The sequence below is a fragment of the Paenarthrobacter aurescens genome (genome assembly GCF_041549525.1).
In the GTDB taxonomy this organism is placed as follows: domain Bacteria; phylum Actinomycetota; class Actinomycetes; order Actinomycetales; family Micrococcaceae; genus Arthrobacter; species Arthrobacter aurescens.
In genome coordinates, this window is sequence record NZ_CP157456.1 from 3,808,797 (window position 1) to 3,823,515 (window position 14,719).

Consider the following 14,719-nt stretch of genomic DNA (forward strand, 5'->3'; position numbering starts at 1 on the left):
CTAAGCGCGCCGCCTGACCTGAGTGTCGGCGTCGTACGCCCAACAGCGGCGACCAGCAAACGGCGGTGACTAGCCTTCGGAGTGGGCTTCGATGGCCACTTTGAGCTGTTCCAGCTGCGCTACTTCGCCTTCCAGCGCTTTCTGGATGACGCCGTTCATGAGCTTCCGCAGACCCTTTGGGTGGTACTCAAGGGCGAACCGGAGGCGGGTGGTGTTGCCTTCGGTGCTGAGGTAGAAGCCCCCGGTGGGCCGTGCCGGTCCAGTCACCACGGCGTAGCGGACTTCGGCTCCGGGACGGGCGTCGGTGATCCTGAAGTCAGCAGCGACGGGGCGGCCGCCGGGGCCGGTGACCGTTTGCTGGTAGAGGGCACCTTTTTGGCCGCGAACACCGGAGCGGAGCGCGATGCTGCGCACACCTGTCCGCCACAGCGGGTTGTTCATTCCGTCCATGAGGAATCCGTAAACGGTCATGGCGTCCCTGCTGATCACCACTTCGTTGGCTGCGAATGCCATGGGAACCTCTTTCGGCGTACGGTCGATTGTTCGTAGCCCGGTTCCCCATACGCTGCAGCTAACACCTTCAGAATAGTCAGCGGCGAGCCGCCCGCCACATATGACGGCCGAGCCTTGACCGAATGGTTATCTGCCATTTTTTCGAGTCACTGCTGACATGCGACCGCCAGCCGGGTAGAGTGCCTGCGGCTGGCTACGAGCAAATTGGGGGCGTTATGCGAGAAAAAGACATGTGGGGTTCCGTGAGGAACGCACGACGGCGACGTGCAGTTTGCGCTGCGATCTTCAGTTTGGCGGTGGCTGGCGGCGTTATGGCCGGGGCTCCTGCTAAGGCGGCTCAGCTCCCTGCCACGGCGGCTCAGGCTTCCTCAACGACGGCAGCAGTTCATACCGCTGTCCCCACCGCCGCGAATCCGCTGCCGAGCGTCGATCCTGTGGGCGACCCCGCGAATTTCTCTGTCCTGGTCAACAAGTCCCGGCCCCTGAATCCCGTGAGCTACGCGCCAGGCGATCTTGTCAACGCCCGCGGTTCCGGGCAGTACCTTCGGGCCGAGGCTGCGGCCTGGTTGAACGGCCTGTTCCAGGGTGCGGCTGATGCCGGCACGGGCGGGCTGGCGGTGGTGAGCGGCTACCGTTCCTACGCCCAGCAGCAGCAGGTTTATTCCTATTACGTCAGCATTTACGGCCAAGCCCAGGCGGACCTCATATCGGCGCGCCCGGGCCACAGCGAACATCAGACCGGATTGGCCGTGGATGTGGGCAATGCCAACGGTTCGTGCGGGCTCAGCACCTGTTTCGGGGATACGCCTGCCGGCATCTGGGTTGCCGCCAACGCGCATAAATACGGCTTCATTGTCCGCTACCCCAACGGCTACACGAACATCACCGGCTACAGCTACGAGCCCTGGCACCTGCGTTATGTCGGCGTGGATCTTGCCACCGATATGAAACGCCGGGGCTTCCCCACCATGGAGCAGTACTTTGCTGGCAACCCCAGCGTTTATGCCAGCATCACGTCCGGCGCGGACCTGGTGGCTGCTGACTCTTCCGGCAGGCTCCTTCGCTACCCTGCACACGGTGGTGGCGGCTATGGCGTTCCCACGGTGATCGGCTCCAATTGGCATGGCTTGAAGCAGGCCTTCGTAGTGGACTGGGATTCTGATGGCGTCTACGACATCCTGGCTCAATGGGACAACGGCACGTTGGGCTTGTTCACGGGCTGGCCTGGCGGAGCTTTCTCCACTCAGATCGTGGTGGGAACGGGTGACTGGGACAAGATGACCATCACCGTGGGCAAATGGTCCGCCGCGGAGCGCTTCCCAGGGGTGGTTGGCTATTTCCCGGATGGCGGGCTGCGCTACTACCCCAACACCATGGGCAGGTCGTTGATCTACCGCGTGGACATTGGAAGCGGCTGGGCTGGGATGGGCCTGACCATGGCGGATTGGAACGCTGATGGCGCCAACGACATCCTGGCCACCACAACGTCCGGGCACTTGCTGAGCTACCCCGGAAATGGCAATGGCGGTTTTGCAGGCCTGCCGCTCACTGTGGGTTCCGGTTGGGGGACCATGAAGGCGTTGGTTCCCAGCTTCGGATTGTCCGGGCCGGGAACGCGCAGCATCACTGCCCACACGGTGGACGGGTACCTCGTGGATTACGGCCTGGGAGCCGGGGCCTGGGGTGCCCAGCGCCAGGTGGGCAACGGTTGGAACGGCATGAAGCTGTTCAAATAAGGCCCATGGCGGCACGCGGTGCGCCGGTCATGAGGAGTCCTTGAACTGCGCTAAGCTAGGACTCGCTCGGGGGATTTTTCCCGGGCAATGCGGGCGTAGCTCAATGGTAGAGCGCTAGCTTCCCAAGCTCGATACGCGGGTTCGATTCCCGTCGCCCGCTCCAGGAAAACCCCGGATCCAACGATCCGGGGTTTCTTTTTGCCCCCAAACCGTCACCCATACACAGTGACTCCGGCCACTGCGGCTTCCGGGGAGGTGTATCGTCAGGAGTCAGGAGCCATCGCGGCTCCGCTCTAAGGGAGCCATCATGGGCGACAAATCACCGCGCCAAACTGCATCAAAGAAATCCAGCAAATCCATCAAGGAAAAACGCGCGGATAAGCGGGCTTCCGAGTCTTCCGCCACCGAGGCTGCCAAGCCTTCCACCGGCAACAAGAAGTGACCGTACCCACCGGCCAGCTGAGCGTTGGCGTCCTCGCTTCCTCGCTGAAGCCCAATGAGCGCCGCTTGCCGATCCACCCGCAGCATTTGGAGCGCATCGCCCCTGATGTCCGCCGGCAACTCCACTTCGAGCATGGCTATGGCGAACCCTTTGGTGTCCCGGACAGCGCCATTGAACCTTTGGTGGGCGGACTCGGGACGCGCGAGGAGTTGATCGCCAACAGCGATGTCATCCTGCTCCCAAAGCCGCAGGCCCAGGATCTGGCCGATCTTCGCGACGGTCAAACACTGTGGGGCTGGCCGCACTGTGTGCAGGACCGGGCCATCACCCAGCTGGCCATCGATAAGAAGCTCACGCTCATCGCCTTTGAGGCCATGAATCACTGGGCGGGCGACGGCGGCTTCGGCTTGCACGTCTTCCACAAGAACAACGAACTCGCCGGATACTGCTCCGTGCTCCATGCCTTGGCGCTTACGGGTTCCACTGGCGATTACGGCCGCCGGCTCAGCGCCGTCGTCATTGGCTTCGGTGCCACGGCCCGCGGCGCTGTTACAGCACTGAATGCCCACGGCATCCACGACGTCCAGGTCCTGACCAACCGGGGCGTCGCCGCCGTCGGGTCTCCGATCCATTCAGTACGGATTGTGCAATTCGACCATGACAGCGAGGCGCCGTTCCTCAGCGAAGTCATCACGGACAAGGGGCGGAAACCTTTGGCTCCGTTCCTGGCCGCGGCGGACATCGTGGTCAACTGCACCCTGCAGGATCCGAATGCCCCTTTGACCTATCTCCGCACTGAGGACCTGGCGGAATTCCAGCCGGACAGCCTGATTGTGGATGTTTCCTGCGACGAGGGCATGGGCTTCGAATGGGCACGGACCACCACGTTTGACGAGCCCATGTTCCGCGTGGGCGGGCACGTCAACTACTACGCGGTGGACCACAGTCCGTCCTACCTGTGGAACTCGGCCAGTTGGGAAATCAGCGAGGCGCTGCTTCCGTTCCTGGACACCGTGGTGGCAGGACCGGACGGGTGGGATGCCAACGACACCATCACCCGCGCAATCGAAATTCGCGATGGTGTGATCCGCAATCCGGACGTCCTGGAATTCCAGGGACGTTCAGCGGAGTACCCTCACCTGCCCGCGTCCTAGCTCGAACGCCGCACACCATGAAGCGCCCCTGGTCCACCAGGGGCGCTTCAGGTTTTCAGGCCGTTTGCGGTTCCTGCACAATTTGCAGCACCCGTCGTCGATCCCGCAGGTCCACCTTGATGTGCAGGGATGACTTCCGGGCGAGTACGACGGCGACCACCACCGCCGCGACGGCCGGCACACCACCGGAGATCAGGACGGCCAGGTGGGGGCCGAGGTGCTCGGCCAGCCAGCCCATCATGGGTCCGCCGATTGCCTGCCCACCGATCAACACCACCAGGTAGAGGCTCATGACGCGGCCGCGGATGCTCATGTTGGAGCTGGTCTGCACCATTTGGTTGGCGGCGGTGAGGAACATGAGGCACCAGAACCCGGCGAGGACCATGGTGACGCTGAACCACACCATGGTTGGCATCAGCGAGGACACACAGAGCATCAGGCCATACAGCCCGGCAGAGGTCACCACCGAGCGCAACCGCAGTTGACGACGGCGGGTGGACGCCACTGCGCCGGTCAGCGCACCGAGCGCAACCATCGCGTTCAGCAGGCCGTAGCCTCCGGCACCGGCGTCGTACACGTGGTCCGCGAAGGCGGCCAGCAGCACGGGCAGGCTCATGGCGAAAACTGCCACGAAGCCGGCCATCAACCAGGGCCAGTAAATGGTGGGCTTGCTGAGTGCGTAGTTGAGGCCTTCGCGGAGCATTCCCTTTTTGCGGGGAGTCGGTTGGCTCAGGTGCAGCTGGTCCTTGCGAAGAATCAGCAGCATGGCCACGGTGGAGCAGCAGGCCACGGCATTAGCGGCGAAAGCCCAGCCGGCACCTACTGCGGTGAGCAAAACACCGGCAAGCGCGGGACCTATGAGGCCGCCGAGCTGGAAAGTGGTGGAGTTCACGCTGATGGCATTCCGCAGGTACTTGGGGCCTACGAGCTCGTTGACGAACACTTGCCGGGCCGGCTGGTCCAGGACCGTCACGAAGCCCAGGACCAAGGCAATAACGTAAACGTGCCAGACCTCCACACGCTGGCTCAGCGAGAGCACCGCGAGCAGGGCAGCGAGTACGGCCGCCGCCGACTGGCAGATGATGAGGATCTTTCGCTTGGCGAAGCGGTCGGCAATCATGCCGCCCCATGGGCCGAGGAAAAGTGACGGCATGAACTGCAATGCCACGGTAATGCCGACGGCGGTGACGGAACCGGACAGCTGCAGCACCATCCAGTCCTGGGCGATGCGCTGCATCCAGATAGCGATCACGGCAATGAAGTGGCCAATCGCGAAGATCCGGAAGTTGGGAACCTTCAAGGAGATGAAGGTATGCCGCCAGGGCAGCTTTTCGCTCACGACGGCGAGTGGCTGGGTGACGGTGTCCGCGGGCGGAGGTGCGGACAGGGAATCGATGACGGGCTGGCTGACGTTTGCCGCTGAAGGCGGTGGGGGTGCCAAAAGTAGTCCTCGGATGGAGAGTTTCGGTGGGATGCGTTTAACGCTAGGGTTGCGAGCATCAATTATGGAAGCGTATTGCGCCTATAACTAGCATTGCGGAACGCAATGGCCCACTTGCGGCCCCGGGAAAAGGCGCAGTACTCCGGCCCGGCGCTGACCTGCGCTTTAGGAGTTCCGCGTGTTCGAACCTGTCCAGCTCCGCTCCTTTTTAGCTGTTGCTGAAACACTGAGTTTCACCAAAGCCGCCGAGCGCCTTGGGCTCGCGCAACCCACCGTCAGCCAGCATGTCCGCAAACTTGAGGCCTCGGCCAAAAGGGTGCTGGTTGCACGTGATACGCGCGAAGTCCGGCTTACGGACAACGGCGATGCCATGGCCGGTTTTGCCCGCAACATCCTTGCCGCCCACGACTCCGCCGCCCGCTACTTTTCCGGATCGGCCATGCGCGGGCGACTCCGCTTCGGAACCGCCGACGACCTCGCTATCACCGGCCTCCCCCGCATCCTCCGCGAGTTCCGTCAGCTATACCCGCAGATCAACCTGGAACTCACCGTCAGCCAAAGCGACCAGCTCTACAAACGACTCAACGCCGGTCAACTGGACCTGGTGTTCGTCAAATGGGTGGCCGGTGCCAAGGAGGGCACGGTGGTCCGGCATGACAACTTCGCGTGGGTGGGCGTGGAGCAGACCGTACTGGAACCCGGAGCGCCGGTCCCCCTCATCGCGTACCCGGCACCCAGCCTGAGCCGGAAACTGGCTATCGACGCTTTGGAGGCCGAGGGCCGGACCTGGCGGATCACGTGCAGCACCAAGCAGATCAGCGGAGTGCTCGCCGCCGTGCGGGCAGGCATCGGAGTGGCCGTCATGCCCGCTTCGCTGGTTCCGGAGGACCTGAAGGTAATCACCCAGAGGTTTGGTCTGCCGCCGGTGGGCGATGTTGATTTCACGCTGATCCGCAACCCGCTGGCCAACGCTGAAGTGATCGACGCCCTGACCCAAGCCATCATGGGCAGAACGTTGAGCAAGACGAACTAGTGCGCTTGGCCCGGCTTCGCGCCGCGGCGTCGCCCTGACCACCAGCGGACCAGCCGGAGGTCATTGAGCCCGAAACGCCCCTCGGGAAGTGCCGCCCTGATCCGGTGGTCATCAAAAGGCAGCACGGGACGCAGCTCCTCGGGAAGCCCGGGCGCATAAGGGACGGGCTCACTGACTCCTTCGGCGAGCATTTGAGCTTGCGCTTTCGCCACCAGTGGCACCACCATAATCCACTCCGTTAGCTGGGCGAGCACCCGGATTGCCCACACCGGCGCGCGAAAGTAAACAGGATTCCCGCCCGCAAGCCGTGCGATCCTGCGTACAGCGGCTCCCAGCTCAAGTTCCTCGGCTCCAAGGACAGCAACAGTCGAGCCGGGAATCCGTCCCTCAATGGCGGCCACCAACACGTTGACGGCTTCTTCCACCGGCACCGGACGCACTGTCCGTTCGCGACAACCTACTGTCGCGAAGATGGGAAACGTGCGCACCGCACGGGTCACATGGTCCACCATGTGATCCCCCGGCCCGTAGATCATCCCCGCTTTGAGTATGGTGTGCTCCATGCCGGACTGCCGCACAAGCTCTTCGGCGGCCCATTTGGTCTCATGGTAGGGCGAACCACAGTCAGGCCGGGCCCGGAGGAAGCTCAGCATGACAATCCGCTGCACTCCTGCCCGCTGTGCCGCCTCAATGACGGCCCGGGTGCCATCGACGTGGACACGGTTGAAAGTCTGCTTGCCGATCTCCCGATTGATCCCGGCGCAATGAACCACAACCTCGCAGCCGTCAAAGGCAGCTGCCAAGGCATTCACGTCGTCGATCTCCACGCCCGTCCGCCGGGAGATGACCACTGTGTCCGGGTTGCCGAGTCGTTCTGCCAGGTGACGTCCCACAAAACCGGTCCCGCCTGTAATGGCTACACGCATTATCTTGCTCCTTCGCTTATTAGCAATGAAGCTAAACCGTATATTGCAATTGTGCTATATTGCAAACATGGCAGATACAGCATCCGACATCTTCGCCGCCCTGGCGCACCCCACCCGGCGGCAGATTCTGCAGGACCTTAAGGATGGCGAGCTGGCTGCCGGTGAGATCGCTGCGCGGTTCAGTGCCACCGGCCCCACCATTTCCCGTCACTTGAGCGTGCTCCGCCAAGCCGGCCTGGTGGCAGAACGGCGCGAAGCCAATCGCATCCTGTATTCACTGGTGGGCGAGCGTCTTGCCCTCTCAGTGGGCAACTTCCTCTCCACTGTGTGCCCCGAGCAGATAGTGCTCCGAGAGGTCCGAAAGCGCACTACCTCCCGCCCATCAACCAGCACGTCCGAGGCCTGAGGCGCTGACGTAGTAGGCTCGCCGGATGATTGACGCGCAGCTCACCCCGCCGTCCGCCAGCTTCCATGCCTCCTGGCTGGAAAGTTACGAGGAGTGGGGAACCCTGGATCAGGATGGTGCAGCAGCTTTTGTGGCTGCCAGATACGATCTTGATCTCCACAACAACGGCGACTTCGCCCAGTGGGTCCATGTGTTGCATCAATTGGCCAAGGACGATTTTCAGCCTCCGGAAGGCCTGGCCAACCAGAGCACCATCTGGGTGGTCCGGAATGATGAGTATCTGGGTGCCGTCAGCCTCAGGCACTCCTTGATGAACGAGTATCTGAGCGAGGTGGGGGGCCACGTCGGCTACGGGATACGGCCCAGCGCAAGAGGTCAGGGACTCGCTAAGTTCGCACTCAGGGGCGCCTTGGACCATGCCCGGGAACTGGGGATGGAACGCGTGCTTGTCACCTGCGAACAGCCCAACGTAGCATCCGCCCGCACCATCGAGGCGTGCGGCGGCGTCCTGGAACAAGTCCGCCCTCCGGAAAGCTTCGCCCCGGGTCTGGGCATCACCGAGGCCATCCGTCGGTACTGGATAGATCTCTAGGGCACGGAGGCGCGCGGTCCAGGTCATCACTGACTTGGCCCGTTACACCGCACCCTTTTCCGCCATTCGCACCAGTAACCTCTGGTGCGCACGGCGGGAACGGGTGCGGCGCTGGTGCTTAAGGGGCGCGCGCGGCGGGAACGGGCGCGGCGCTGGTGCTTAAGGGGCGCGCGCGGCGGGAACGGGCGCGGCGCTGGTGCTTAAGGGGCGCGCGCGGCGGGAACGGGCGCGGCGCTGGTGCCGACCACGCCCACACCTAGGCCACCCCATCCTTCGGCAGGGGTTCCAGGCAGCACCCTTTTCCGCCATTCGCACCACTACCCTCTGGTGCGCACGGCGGGAACGGGCGCGGCGCTGGTGCTTAAGGGGCGCGCCCGGCGGGAACGGGTGCGGCGCTGGTGCCGAAGGGGCGCGCACGGCGGAAGCGGGCGCGGATGTGTTCAACAGGCGATACTCCCTTACCGGGTAAGCGCATTCCCGGTATCCTGTGAAGATGATCGACCTCACCACGCTGGCTGACCTCACGCCGGGAATTTGTTCCGTCACTCTTCGCTCGAAAGGGATTGACGAGGTGGTTCACATTTCTTCGGATGCAGGACTGGCAGGCATCGAGTGGGGTACTGACGTCCATGTCAGTGATGCTGATTCAGCCGCGCACGCCAGGAATGCAACTGAAGCAGCCGGGCTCAGCGTGCTCTCGCTCGGCTCGTACTACCGGTGCGGGCAATTCGCGGACTTCGGGCGGGTCCTGGACCTCGCCTCAGAGCTTGGTGCGCCGAGGATCCGCGTGTGGGCCGGGGAACAAGGATCAGCCGAAACCAGTGAAGATCACTGGGACGCGGTGGTGGATGACGCCCGGCGCATTGCTGATCTGGCTGAACACCGTGGCATAGGCATCGCTTTTGAGTACCACGGCAACACTCTCACCGACTCCCCTGCCACCACTTTGGACCTTCTGAACCGGGTGAATCACTCCAACGTGGGCACCTACTGGCAACCCGCCGTCGGGCTTTCAGACCAGCAGACGCTGGACTCGCTCCACCAGGTCCTGCCGCATGTAGTGGGCGTGCATTGTTTCTCCTGGGGGCCGGAGGCCGAGCGCTTCCCGCTGCGGAACCGGAAGTTGCTGTGGCAGACCGTTGCGGATGTTCTGCGTGGCAACCGCAAGGACATGGACATCATGCTGGAGTTTGTTCAGGACGACCTCCCGGAAAATGTTCTCAACGACGCCGCTTTCCTGCACACCATCACCTTGGGCGAGGACTAACTCCAGCCCATCCGGCGGAGCCAGGCGGCACACAGCGCGGTCCACTGCTCGGCTCCCGGAGCTCCGGAAGCCAAACCAAGCCCATGGGTTCCGCTCGGGAACACGTGCAACTCTACTGGAACACCCGCCCGGCTTAGTGCCCCTGCATAGCCAAGGCTGTGGCTGACGGGGACTGAGTGGTCGTCCGCGGTGTGCCACAGGAAAGCGGGCGGCGTGGCAGCTGTGACATGAACTTCCGCGGACAACTTCCGCAGAATCTCGGGCCCTGCACCCGCTCCGGCGAGATTGTCCACGGACCCCTGATGCGCGGAGTCCACAAAGGAAATCACCGGATAGCAGAGGATGCTGAGGTTCGGCGCTGCCCCGGCGATGTCCAGTGCAGGATCGCCCGCGGGCACCTGCACAGACAGAGTAGCGGCAAGATGCCCGCCCGCCGAGAACCCGAGGACACCCACACGCGAGGGATCGACCTTCAGCCCATGCTCTCCGTAGCGGATCCAGATCATGGCTTGCTTCGCGGCGGCTAACGGCGCCGGGTGCCGATGCGGTGCCACTGGATATCGCAGCACGAACGCGTGGATCCCCAGCGCAGCGAGCCACTCGGCCACAGGTTCGGCTTCGTGGTCTGCCGTTTTCGCGTAGCCTCCGCCGGGCAGAACCAGGACTGCGGGCGCCGCCAGACCGGAAGGCCCGACGGCGGGAATCACCGTGAGCGCCCGGGGCGCCTGAGACTCCGCTGAGGTCATACCTGCGAGTCCACCGGTGTTTCGGTGCTGCGGCGGAGCTTGACCGCGCCGCTGACAGGCGGGGTGTCAGGGTCTCCTGCGGCGAGGCGGCCGATGTCCTCGAGCGGCAAATGCACCGTGGACAGGGCGGGCCGAAAGTCGCGCAGGGTCTCAATGTCATCAAAACCGGCGATGGTGGCATCCCGCGGAATCCAGATGCCTTCAGGTCGGAGCGCGGCGGTGACACCAATGGCCATGACATCGTTGACGGCGAAGATGCAGAGCCGTTCTTTGGAGGCCCTGATCCGCGCGGCCAGAGCCGGGCCGGCGTCGTATCCTCCCGCGCGGTTGAAGCCGGTTCGAACAATCTCGGCGGCGGGCCTGCCTGCCTCAGCGAGTCCGCGCTGGAAGCCGCGGACCCTGTCGTCGGAGGTGTAGAGCCCTTCGGGGCCGGCGACGATCAGGAATTCGCCGCGGTGCGTTGCGGCCAGTTCGGCGGCCAGGCCGGCAGCAAGTTCCTCGTTGGGGACCTGCACCACGTGGTACCCCTCAGTGGTGGAGGCCCCAACCACAGGGTGGCCCACCACTCCCACGTGGCCGCCGTTGCGGCAGTACCGGTCCAATTCTGCGGCGAGTTCGGCGTTCCCCTGCTTGTCCTCGGCGCGGACGGAGCGGGAGCCGGCGATCACGATGGAGTCTGCACGACGGGCAGCGAAAGCAGCTACTGCTTCCTTCTCGTCATGCGGAGCTCCGGACGTGCTGGCCAGCAGGACCATGCGGTTTTGCTGGCGGGCTGCTTCCTGGACCCCGCGGGCTATGGCGGAAAAGTAGGGGTCCGCGATGTCGTGAACAATGAGGCCGATCAACCCTGAACTGGACTTTGCGAGCGCCTGCGCCTGCGCATTGGGAACATAACCCAGCTTGTCGGCGGCTTCGCGGACGCGCTCAGCGATGTCCTCGGCCGGCTTGCGGGCGGAGCCGTTAAGGACCCGGGATGCCGTAGCCAGGGAGACCCCGGCCAAACGGGCAACTTCACTCAGTGTGCTGGCGGCCACGGGGCCCTCCTTTTCTGCAAGCGTCGGGACTGGCGCTAAGGAAATTATGGCAGTCTTCGGCGAATTTTGGGAAAGCGCTTGCCAACGCGGCGAGTCATGGTGCATGATCGAATGCAACGGGAATGCGCTTTCCCACACGAAACAGTAAGCACCGGCAACCGCAGAGCGACCGGCACCCAAGGCACTGGAGAAAACATGGGCTACGAAACAAAGACGATCCGCATCGCCATGAACGGCATCACCGGCCGTATGGGCTACCGCCAGCACCTGCTGCGGTCCATCCTCCCCATCCGCGACGCCGGCGGCTTCACCCTTGAGGACGGCACCAAGGTTCAGGTTGAACCCATCTTGGTTGGCCGCAACGAAGCCAAGATCCGCGAACTGGCCGAGCTCCACAAAGTTTCCGAGTGGACCACTGACCTGGACGCCGTGATCGCCGATCCCACTGTGGACATCATCTTTGACGCCTCCATGACCAGCCTCCGCGCTGCCACCCTGAAAAAGGCAATGCGCGCCGGGAAGCACATCTTCACCGAGAAGCCCACGGCCGAAACCCTCCAGGAGGCAATTGAGCTGGCACAGATCGGCAAAGAAGCCGGCGTCACCGCAGGCGTTGTACATGACAAGCTGTACCTCCCCGGCCTGGTGAAACTCCGCCGCCTGGTGGACGAAGGATTCTTCGGGCGCATCCTCTCCATCCGCGGCGAATTCGGCTACTGGGTGTTCGAAGGCGATGTCCAGGCTGCACAGCGCCCGTCCTGGAACTACCGCAAGGAAGACGGCGGCGGAATGACCACGGACATGTTCTGCCACTGGAACTACGTCCTTGAAGGCATCATCGGCAAGGTCAAGAGCGTCAACGCCAAGACCGCCACGCACATCCCCGCACGCTGGGACGAGGCCGGCAAGGAATACAAGGCCACCGCCGACGACGCTTCCTACGGCATCTTCGAACTCGAAACCCCCGGCGGCGACGACGTCATCGGCCAGATCAACTCCTCCTGGGCCGTGCGCGTTTACCGCGACGAACTGGTGGAGTTCCAGATCGACGGCACGCACGGTTCCGCCGTCGCCGGTTTGAACAAGTGCGTTGCGCAGCAGCGCGCCCACACCCCCAAGCCCGTCTGGAACCCGGACCTGCCGGTCACCGAATCTTTCCGCAGCCAGTGGCAGGAAGTCCCCGCCAACGCCGAGCTGGACAACGGCTTCAAGCTGCAGTGGGAAGAATTCCTGCGCGACGTCGTTGCCGGCCGTGAGCACCGCTTCGGCCTGCTCTCGGCAGCACGCGGCGTGCAGCTGGCCGAGCTCGGCCTCCAGTCCTCTGCCGAGCGCCGCACCATCGACATCCCGGAGATCACCCTCTAATGACGTCACTGATTCTTCCCACCAACGACGGCGGCACCCGCGAGTACCGCCTTCAGGCAGCCACCTCGTGGGCCAAGCCGACCGTTCCTTTGACGGCCCGCCGCGCCTACGCAGCCGCTCACGTCATTCCCGAAGTGGCCGCGGACAACACGCCCGGCGCGCCGGCCCAGCTCGACTGGGACGCCACGCTGGCCTACCGGCACGAGCTGTGGTCCTATGGCTTGGGCGTTGCTGACGCCATGGACACCGCCCAGCGCGGCATGGGCTTGGACTGGGCAGCTACGCAGCAGCTCATCAAGCGCACCGGCGCTGAAGCTGCATCCGTTGTTGCAGCAGGAAACGCCGCTGTTGCGGGCAAGTCAGTCCGCGACCTCGTCTCCTGCGGCGCAGGCACCGATCAGCTGGATATCGCAGCACTCCCCGAGGGCGCAGCGGGCATCCAGGCCGTGATCGACGCTTACCGCGAGCAGATCGCCGTGGTCAGCGAAGCCGGTCCCAAGGTCATCCTCATGGCCTCCCGCGCGCTGGCCAAGGTTGCCAACGGAGCCGATGATTACCTGCACGTCTACTCCACGCTCCTTCAGGAAGTGGACCAGCCCGTCATCCTGCACTGGCTGGGGACCATGTTCGACCCCGCACTGGCCGGATACTGGGGCTCCGACGACGTTTCCGTGGCCACTGAAACGTTCCTCAGCCTGATCCGCGAGCACTCGGACAAGGTTGACGGCGTAAAGGTTTCGCTGTTGGATGCCTCGCATGAGGTGGCCCTCCGCGCCAACCTCCCGGAAGGCGTCCGCCTCTACACCGGCGACGACTTCAACTACCCGGAACTGATCGACGGCGACCAAACCCACCACTCGGACGCCCTGCTGGGCATCTTCGCTGCCATCTACCCGGCCGCTTCGGTCGCGTTGCAGAAGTACGACGCCGGCCAAGGTGCTGAAGGGCGCGCCATCCTGGACTCCACCCGCGAGCTTGGAAAGCACATCTTCAGCGCACCCACGTTCTACTACAAAACCGGCATCGCGTTCATGTCCTGGCTCAACGGTAAGCAGCCGGGCTTCCAGATGGTGGGCGGCCTGCACTCCGGCCGTTCGGTCCTGCACCTGGCCAAGACCTTCGAGCTGGCGGACCAGGCCGGTTTGTTGAGGGATCCGTCGCTGGCTGCGTTCCGCATGTCCGATTTCCTGCGGATCAACGGGGTGGGCGCATGAGCGCGGACTTCTCCCGGCTCTCGCTGAACAGCGCCACTACCAAAAAGTGGACGCTTGCCGAAGCCGTTGACGGTTGTGCACGTGCCGGCATCCCCGCGATCGGACCGTGGCGTGACCGCGTTGCCGAGGCCGGACTGGACAAGGCAGCCAAGCTCATCAAGGACGCCGGACTCCGCGTCTCCTCGTTGTGCCGCGGCGGCTTCCTGACGGCGGCCGATCCTGAGGGACAGGCCGCAGCATTGGCAGACAACTTCGAAGCCGTCCGCGAAGCAGTTGCCCTGGACACCCAGGAACTGTTCCTGGTGGTTGGCGGGCTTGCTCCGGGTGAGAAGGACGTCGTGGCCGCTCGCCAACGCGTGGCGGACCGGCTTGAGGAACTGGTTCCGTTTGCTTCAGAGAACGGCATCCGCTTGGTGCTCGAACCCCTGCACCCCATGTACGCCGCTGACCGCGCACTCATCTCCACCCTTGGCCAGGCACTGGATCTCGCAGCGCCGTACGACGCAAAGGCCGTTGGCGTCGCCGTCGACACCTTCCACGTCTGGTGGGATCCGGAACTGCAGGCGCAGATTGAACGCGCCGGCCGCGAAAACCGCATTGCCTCCTATCAGGTGTGCGACTTCAACCTGCCCATCGCTGCGGACGCGCTGTTGTCCCGCGGGATGATGGGCGACGGCGTCATCGACTTCGCCACCATCGGCACCTGGGTCAGGGACGCCGGATACACCGGAGACATCGAGGTTGAAATCTTCAATCAGGAAATCTGGGACGCCGATGGGGACAGCGTCCTGGAAACAATGAAGCAGCGCTACGCGGAGCTCGTGCTCCCGTTCGCATAAGAACGTGATCC

At 63.8% G+C, this 14,719-nt stretch carries 15 protein-coding genes and 1 tRNA gene; 11 read left to right on the forward strand and 5 right to left on the reverse strand.

Annotated elements, in window-relative coordinates; all coding sequences use genetic code 11:
• Window positions 1–69: 69 nt before the first annotated feature.
• A complete protein-coding gene (locus ABI796_RS17685) occupies window positions 70–513 on the reverse strand; it encodes an SRPBCC family protein (protein ID WP_141284970.1) in 444 nt (147 codons plus the stop codon).
• Between the two features lie 296 nt (window positions 514–809).
• Between ABI796_RS17685 and ABI796_RS17690 the strand changes: the two genes are divergently transcribed.
• From ABI796_RS17690 to ABI796_RS17705, 4 genes are all read left to right on the forward strand, one after another.
• On the forward strand, window positions 810–2,249 hold the full coding sequence (locus ABI796_RS17690) for a D-alanyl-D-alanine carboxypeptidase family protein (protein ID WP_246095851.1): 1,440 nt from the start codon (window positions 810–812) through the stop codon (window positions 2,247–2,249).
• A gap of 89 nt (window positions 2,250–2,338) precedes the next feature.
• A tRNA-Gly gene (locus ABI796_RS17695) sits at window positions 2,339–2,412 on the forward strand.
• Between the two features lie 144 nt (window positions 2,413–2,556).
• The gene (locus ABI796_RS17700; RefSeq protein ID WP_011776304.1) at window positions 2,557–2,691 is read left to right on the forward strand and encodes a hypothetical protein; all 135 of its coding nucleotides are present in this window, start codon (window positions 2,557–2,559) and stop codon (window positions 2,689–2,691) included.
• Entirely contained in the window at window positions 2,688–3,845 is a 1,158-nt protein-coding gene (locus ABI796_RS17705) for a N(5)-(carboxyethyl)ornithine synthase (RefSeq protein ID WP_141284966.1), read from the forward strand. The genes ABI796_RS17700 and ABI796_RS17705 overlap by 4 nt, the downstream gene beginning before the upstream one ends.
• Window positions 3,846–3,900: 55 nt before the next feature.
• Here the strand turns inward: ABI796_RS17705 and ABI796_RS17710 are convergent, their stop codons facing one another.
• Window positions 3,901–5,286, reverse strand: coding sequence for an MFS transporter (locus ABI796_RS17710; protein WP_141284964.1), 1,386 nt, complete (start codon window positions 5,284–5,286; stop codon window positions 3,901–3,903).
• A 178-nt stretch (window positions 5,287–5,464) separates the two neighbouring features.
• Between ABI796_RS17710 and ABI796_RS17715 the strand changes: the two genes are divergently transcribed.
• The gene (locus ABI796_RS17715) at window positions 5,465–6,319 is read left to right on the forward strand and encodes a LysR substrate-binding domain-containing protein (RefSeq protein WP_141284962.1); all 855 of its coding nucleotides are present in this window, start codon (window positions 5,465–5,467) and stop codon (window positions 6,317–6,319) included.
• Here the strand turns inward: ABI796_RS17715 and ABI796_RS17720 are convergent.
• Window positions 6,316–7,245: an NAD-dependent epimerase/dehydratase family protein gene (locus ABI796_RS17720; RefSeq protein WP_141284960.1), complete on the reverse strand. Its 930-nt coding sequence runs from the start codon at window positions 7,243–7,245 to the stop codon at window positions 6,316–6,318. The genes ABI796_RS17715 and ABI796_RS17720 overlap by 4 nt on opposite strands.
• Window positions 7,246–7,312: 67 nt before the next feature.
• Between ABI796_RS17720 and ABI796_RS17725 the strand changes: the two genes are divergently transcribed.
• The 3 genes from ABI796_RS17725 (at window position 7,313) to ABI796_RS17735 (ending at window position 9,510) form a co-directional block, all read left to right on the forward strand.
• Window positions 7,313–7,651 carry a metalloregulator ArsR/SmtB family transcription factor gene (locus ABI796_RS17725; RefSeq protein ID WP_141284958.1) on the forward strand — a complete coding sequence of 113 codons (339 nt, stop codon included), beginning with the start codon at window positions 7,313–7,315 and terminating at the stop codon, window positions 7,649–7,651.
• A gap of 25 nt (window positions 7,652–7,676) precedes the next feature.
• Window positions 7,677–8,243, forward strand: a complete 567-nt coding sequence (locus ABI796_RS17730) for a GNAT family N-acetyltransferase (RefSeq protein ID WP_141284956.1) — start codon at window positions 7,677–7,679, stop codon at window positions 8,241–8,243.
• A gap of 493 nt (window positions 8,244–8,736) precedes the next feature.
• On the forward strand, window positions 8,737–9,510 hold the full coding sequence (locus tag ABI796_RS17735; RefSeq protein WP_141284954.1) for a sugar phosphate isomerase/epimerase: 774 nt from the start codon (window positions 8,737–8,739) through the stop codon (window positions 9,508–9,510).
• Here the strand turns inward: ABI796_RS17735 and ABI796_RS17740 are convergent.
• Window positions 9,507–10,256 (reverse strand): alpha/beta hydrolase, encoded by a 750-nt coding sequence (locus ABI796_RS17740; RefSeq protein ID WP_141284952.1) that lies wholly within the window; start codon window positions 10,254–10,256, stop codon window positions 9,507–9,509. The genes ABI796_RS17735 and ABI796_RS17740 overlap by 4 nt on opposite strands.
• A complete protein-coding gene (locus tag ABI796_RS17745) occupies window positions 10,253–11,290 on the reverse strand; it encodes a LacI family DNA-binding transcriptional regulator (RefSeq protein WP_141284950.1) in 1,038 nt (345 codons plus the stop codon). Before ABI796_RS17745 ends, ABI796_RS17740 begins: the two co-directional genes overlap by 4 nt.
• Window positions 11,291–11,485: 195 nt before the next feature.
• Here ABI796_RS17745 and ABI796_RS17750 point away from each other — a divergent pair, with 195 nt between their 5' ends.
• Genes ABI796_RS17750 through ABI796_RS17760 form a run of 3 tightly spaced genes read left to right on the forward strand, consistent with a single transcriptional unit; the run spans window position 11,486 to window position 14,708 of the window.
• Window positions 11,486–12,655 (forward strand): Gfo/Idh/MocA family protein, encoded by a 1,170-nt coding sequence (locus ABI796_RS17750; protein WP_141284948.1) that lies wholly within the window; start codon window positions 11,486–11,488, stop codon window positions 12,653–12,655.
• Entirely contained in the window at window positions 12,655–13,869 is a 1,215-nt protein-coding gene (locus ABI796_RS17755) for a dihydrodipicolinate synthase family protein (protein ID WP_141284946.1), read from the forward strand. Before ABI796_RS17750 ends, ABI796_RS17755 begins: the two co-directional genes overlap by 1 nt.
• Window positions 13,866–14,708, forward strand: coding sequence for a sugar phosphate isomerase/epimerase (locus tag ABI796_RS17760; protein WP_141284944.1), 843 nt, complete (start codon window positions 13,866–13,868; stop codon window positions 14,706–14,708). Before ABI796_RS17755 ends, ABI796_RS17760 begins: the two co-directional genes overlap by 4 nt.
• Window positions 14,709–14,719: the final 11 nt, after the last annotated feature.

Coding starts and splice junctions, on each gene's coding strand:
- ABI796_RS17685 (WP_141284970.1), bottom strand. CDS start 513: ATGGCATTCGCAGCCAACGAAGTGGTGATCAGCAGGGACGCCATGACC.
- ABI796_RS17700 (WP_011776304.1), top strand. CDS start 2,557: ATGGGCGACAAATCACCGCGCCAAACTGCATCAAAGAAATCCAGCAAA.
- ABI796_RS17720 (WP_141284960.1), bottom strand. CDS start 7,245: ATGCGTGTAGCCATTACAGGCGGGACCGGTTTTGTGGGACGTCACCTG.
- ABI796_RS17725 (WP_141284958.1), top strand. CDS start 7,313: ATGGCAGATACAGCATCCGACATCTTCGCCGCCCTGGCGCACCCCACC.
- ABI796_RS17730 (WP_141284956.1), top strand. CDS start 7,677: ATGATTGACGCGCAGCTCACCCCGCCGTCCGCCAGCTTCCATGCCTCC.
- ABI796_RS17735 (WP_141284954.1), top strand. CDS start 8,737: ATGATCGACCTCACCACGCTGGCTGACCTCACGCCGGGAATTTGTTCC.
- ABI796_RS17740 (WP_141284952.1), bottom strand. CDS start 10,256: ATGACCTCAGCGGAGTCTCAGGCGCCCCGGGCGCTCACGGTGATTCCC.
- ABI796_RS17750 (WP_141284948.1), top strand. CDS start 11,486: ATGGGCTACGAAACAAAGACGATCCGCATCGCCATGAACGGCATCACC.
- ABI796_RS17755 (WP_141284946.1), top strand. CDS start 12,655: ATGACGTCACTGATTCTTCCCACCAACGACGGCGGCACCCGCGAGTAC.
- ABI796_RS17760 (WP_141284944.1), top strand. CDS start 13,866: ATGAGCGCGGACTTCTCCCGGCTCTCGCTGAACAGCGCCACTACCAAA.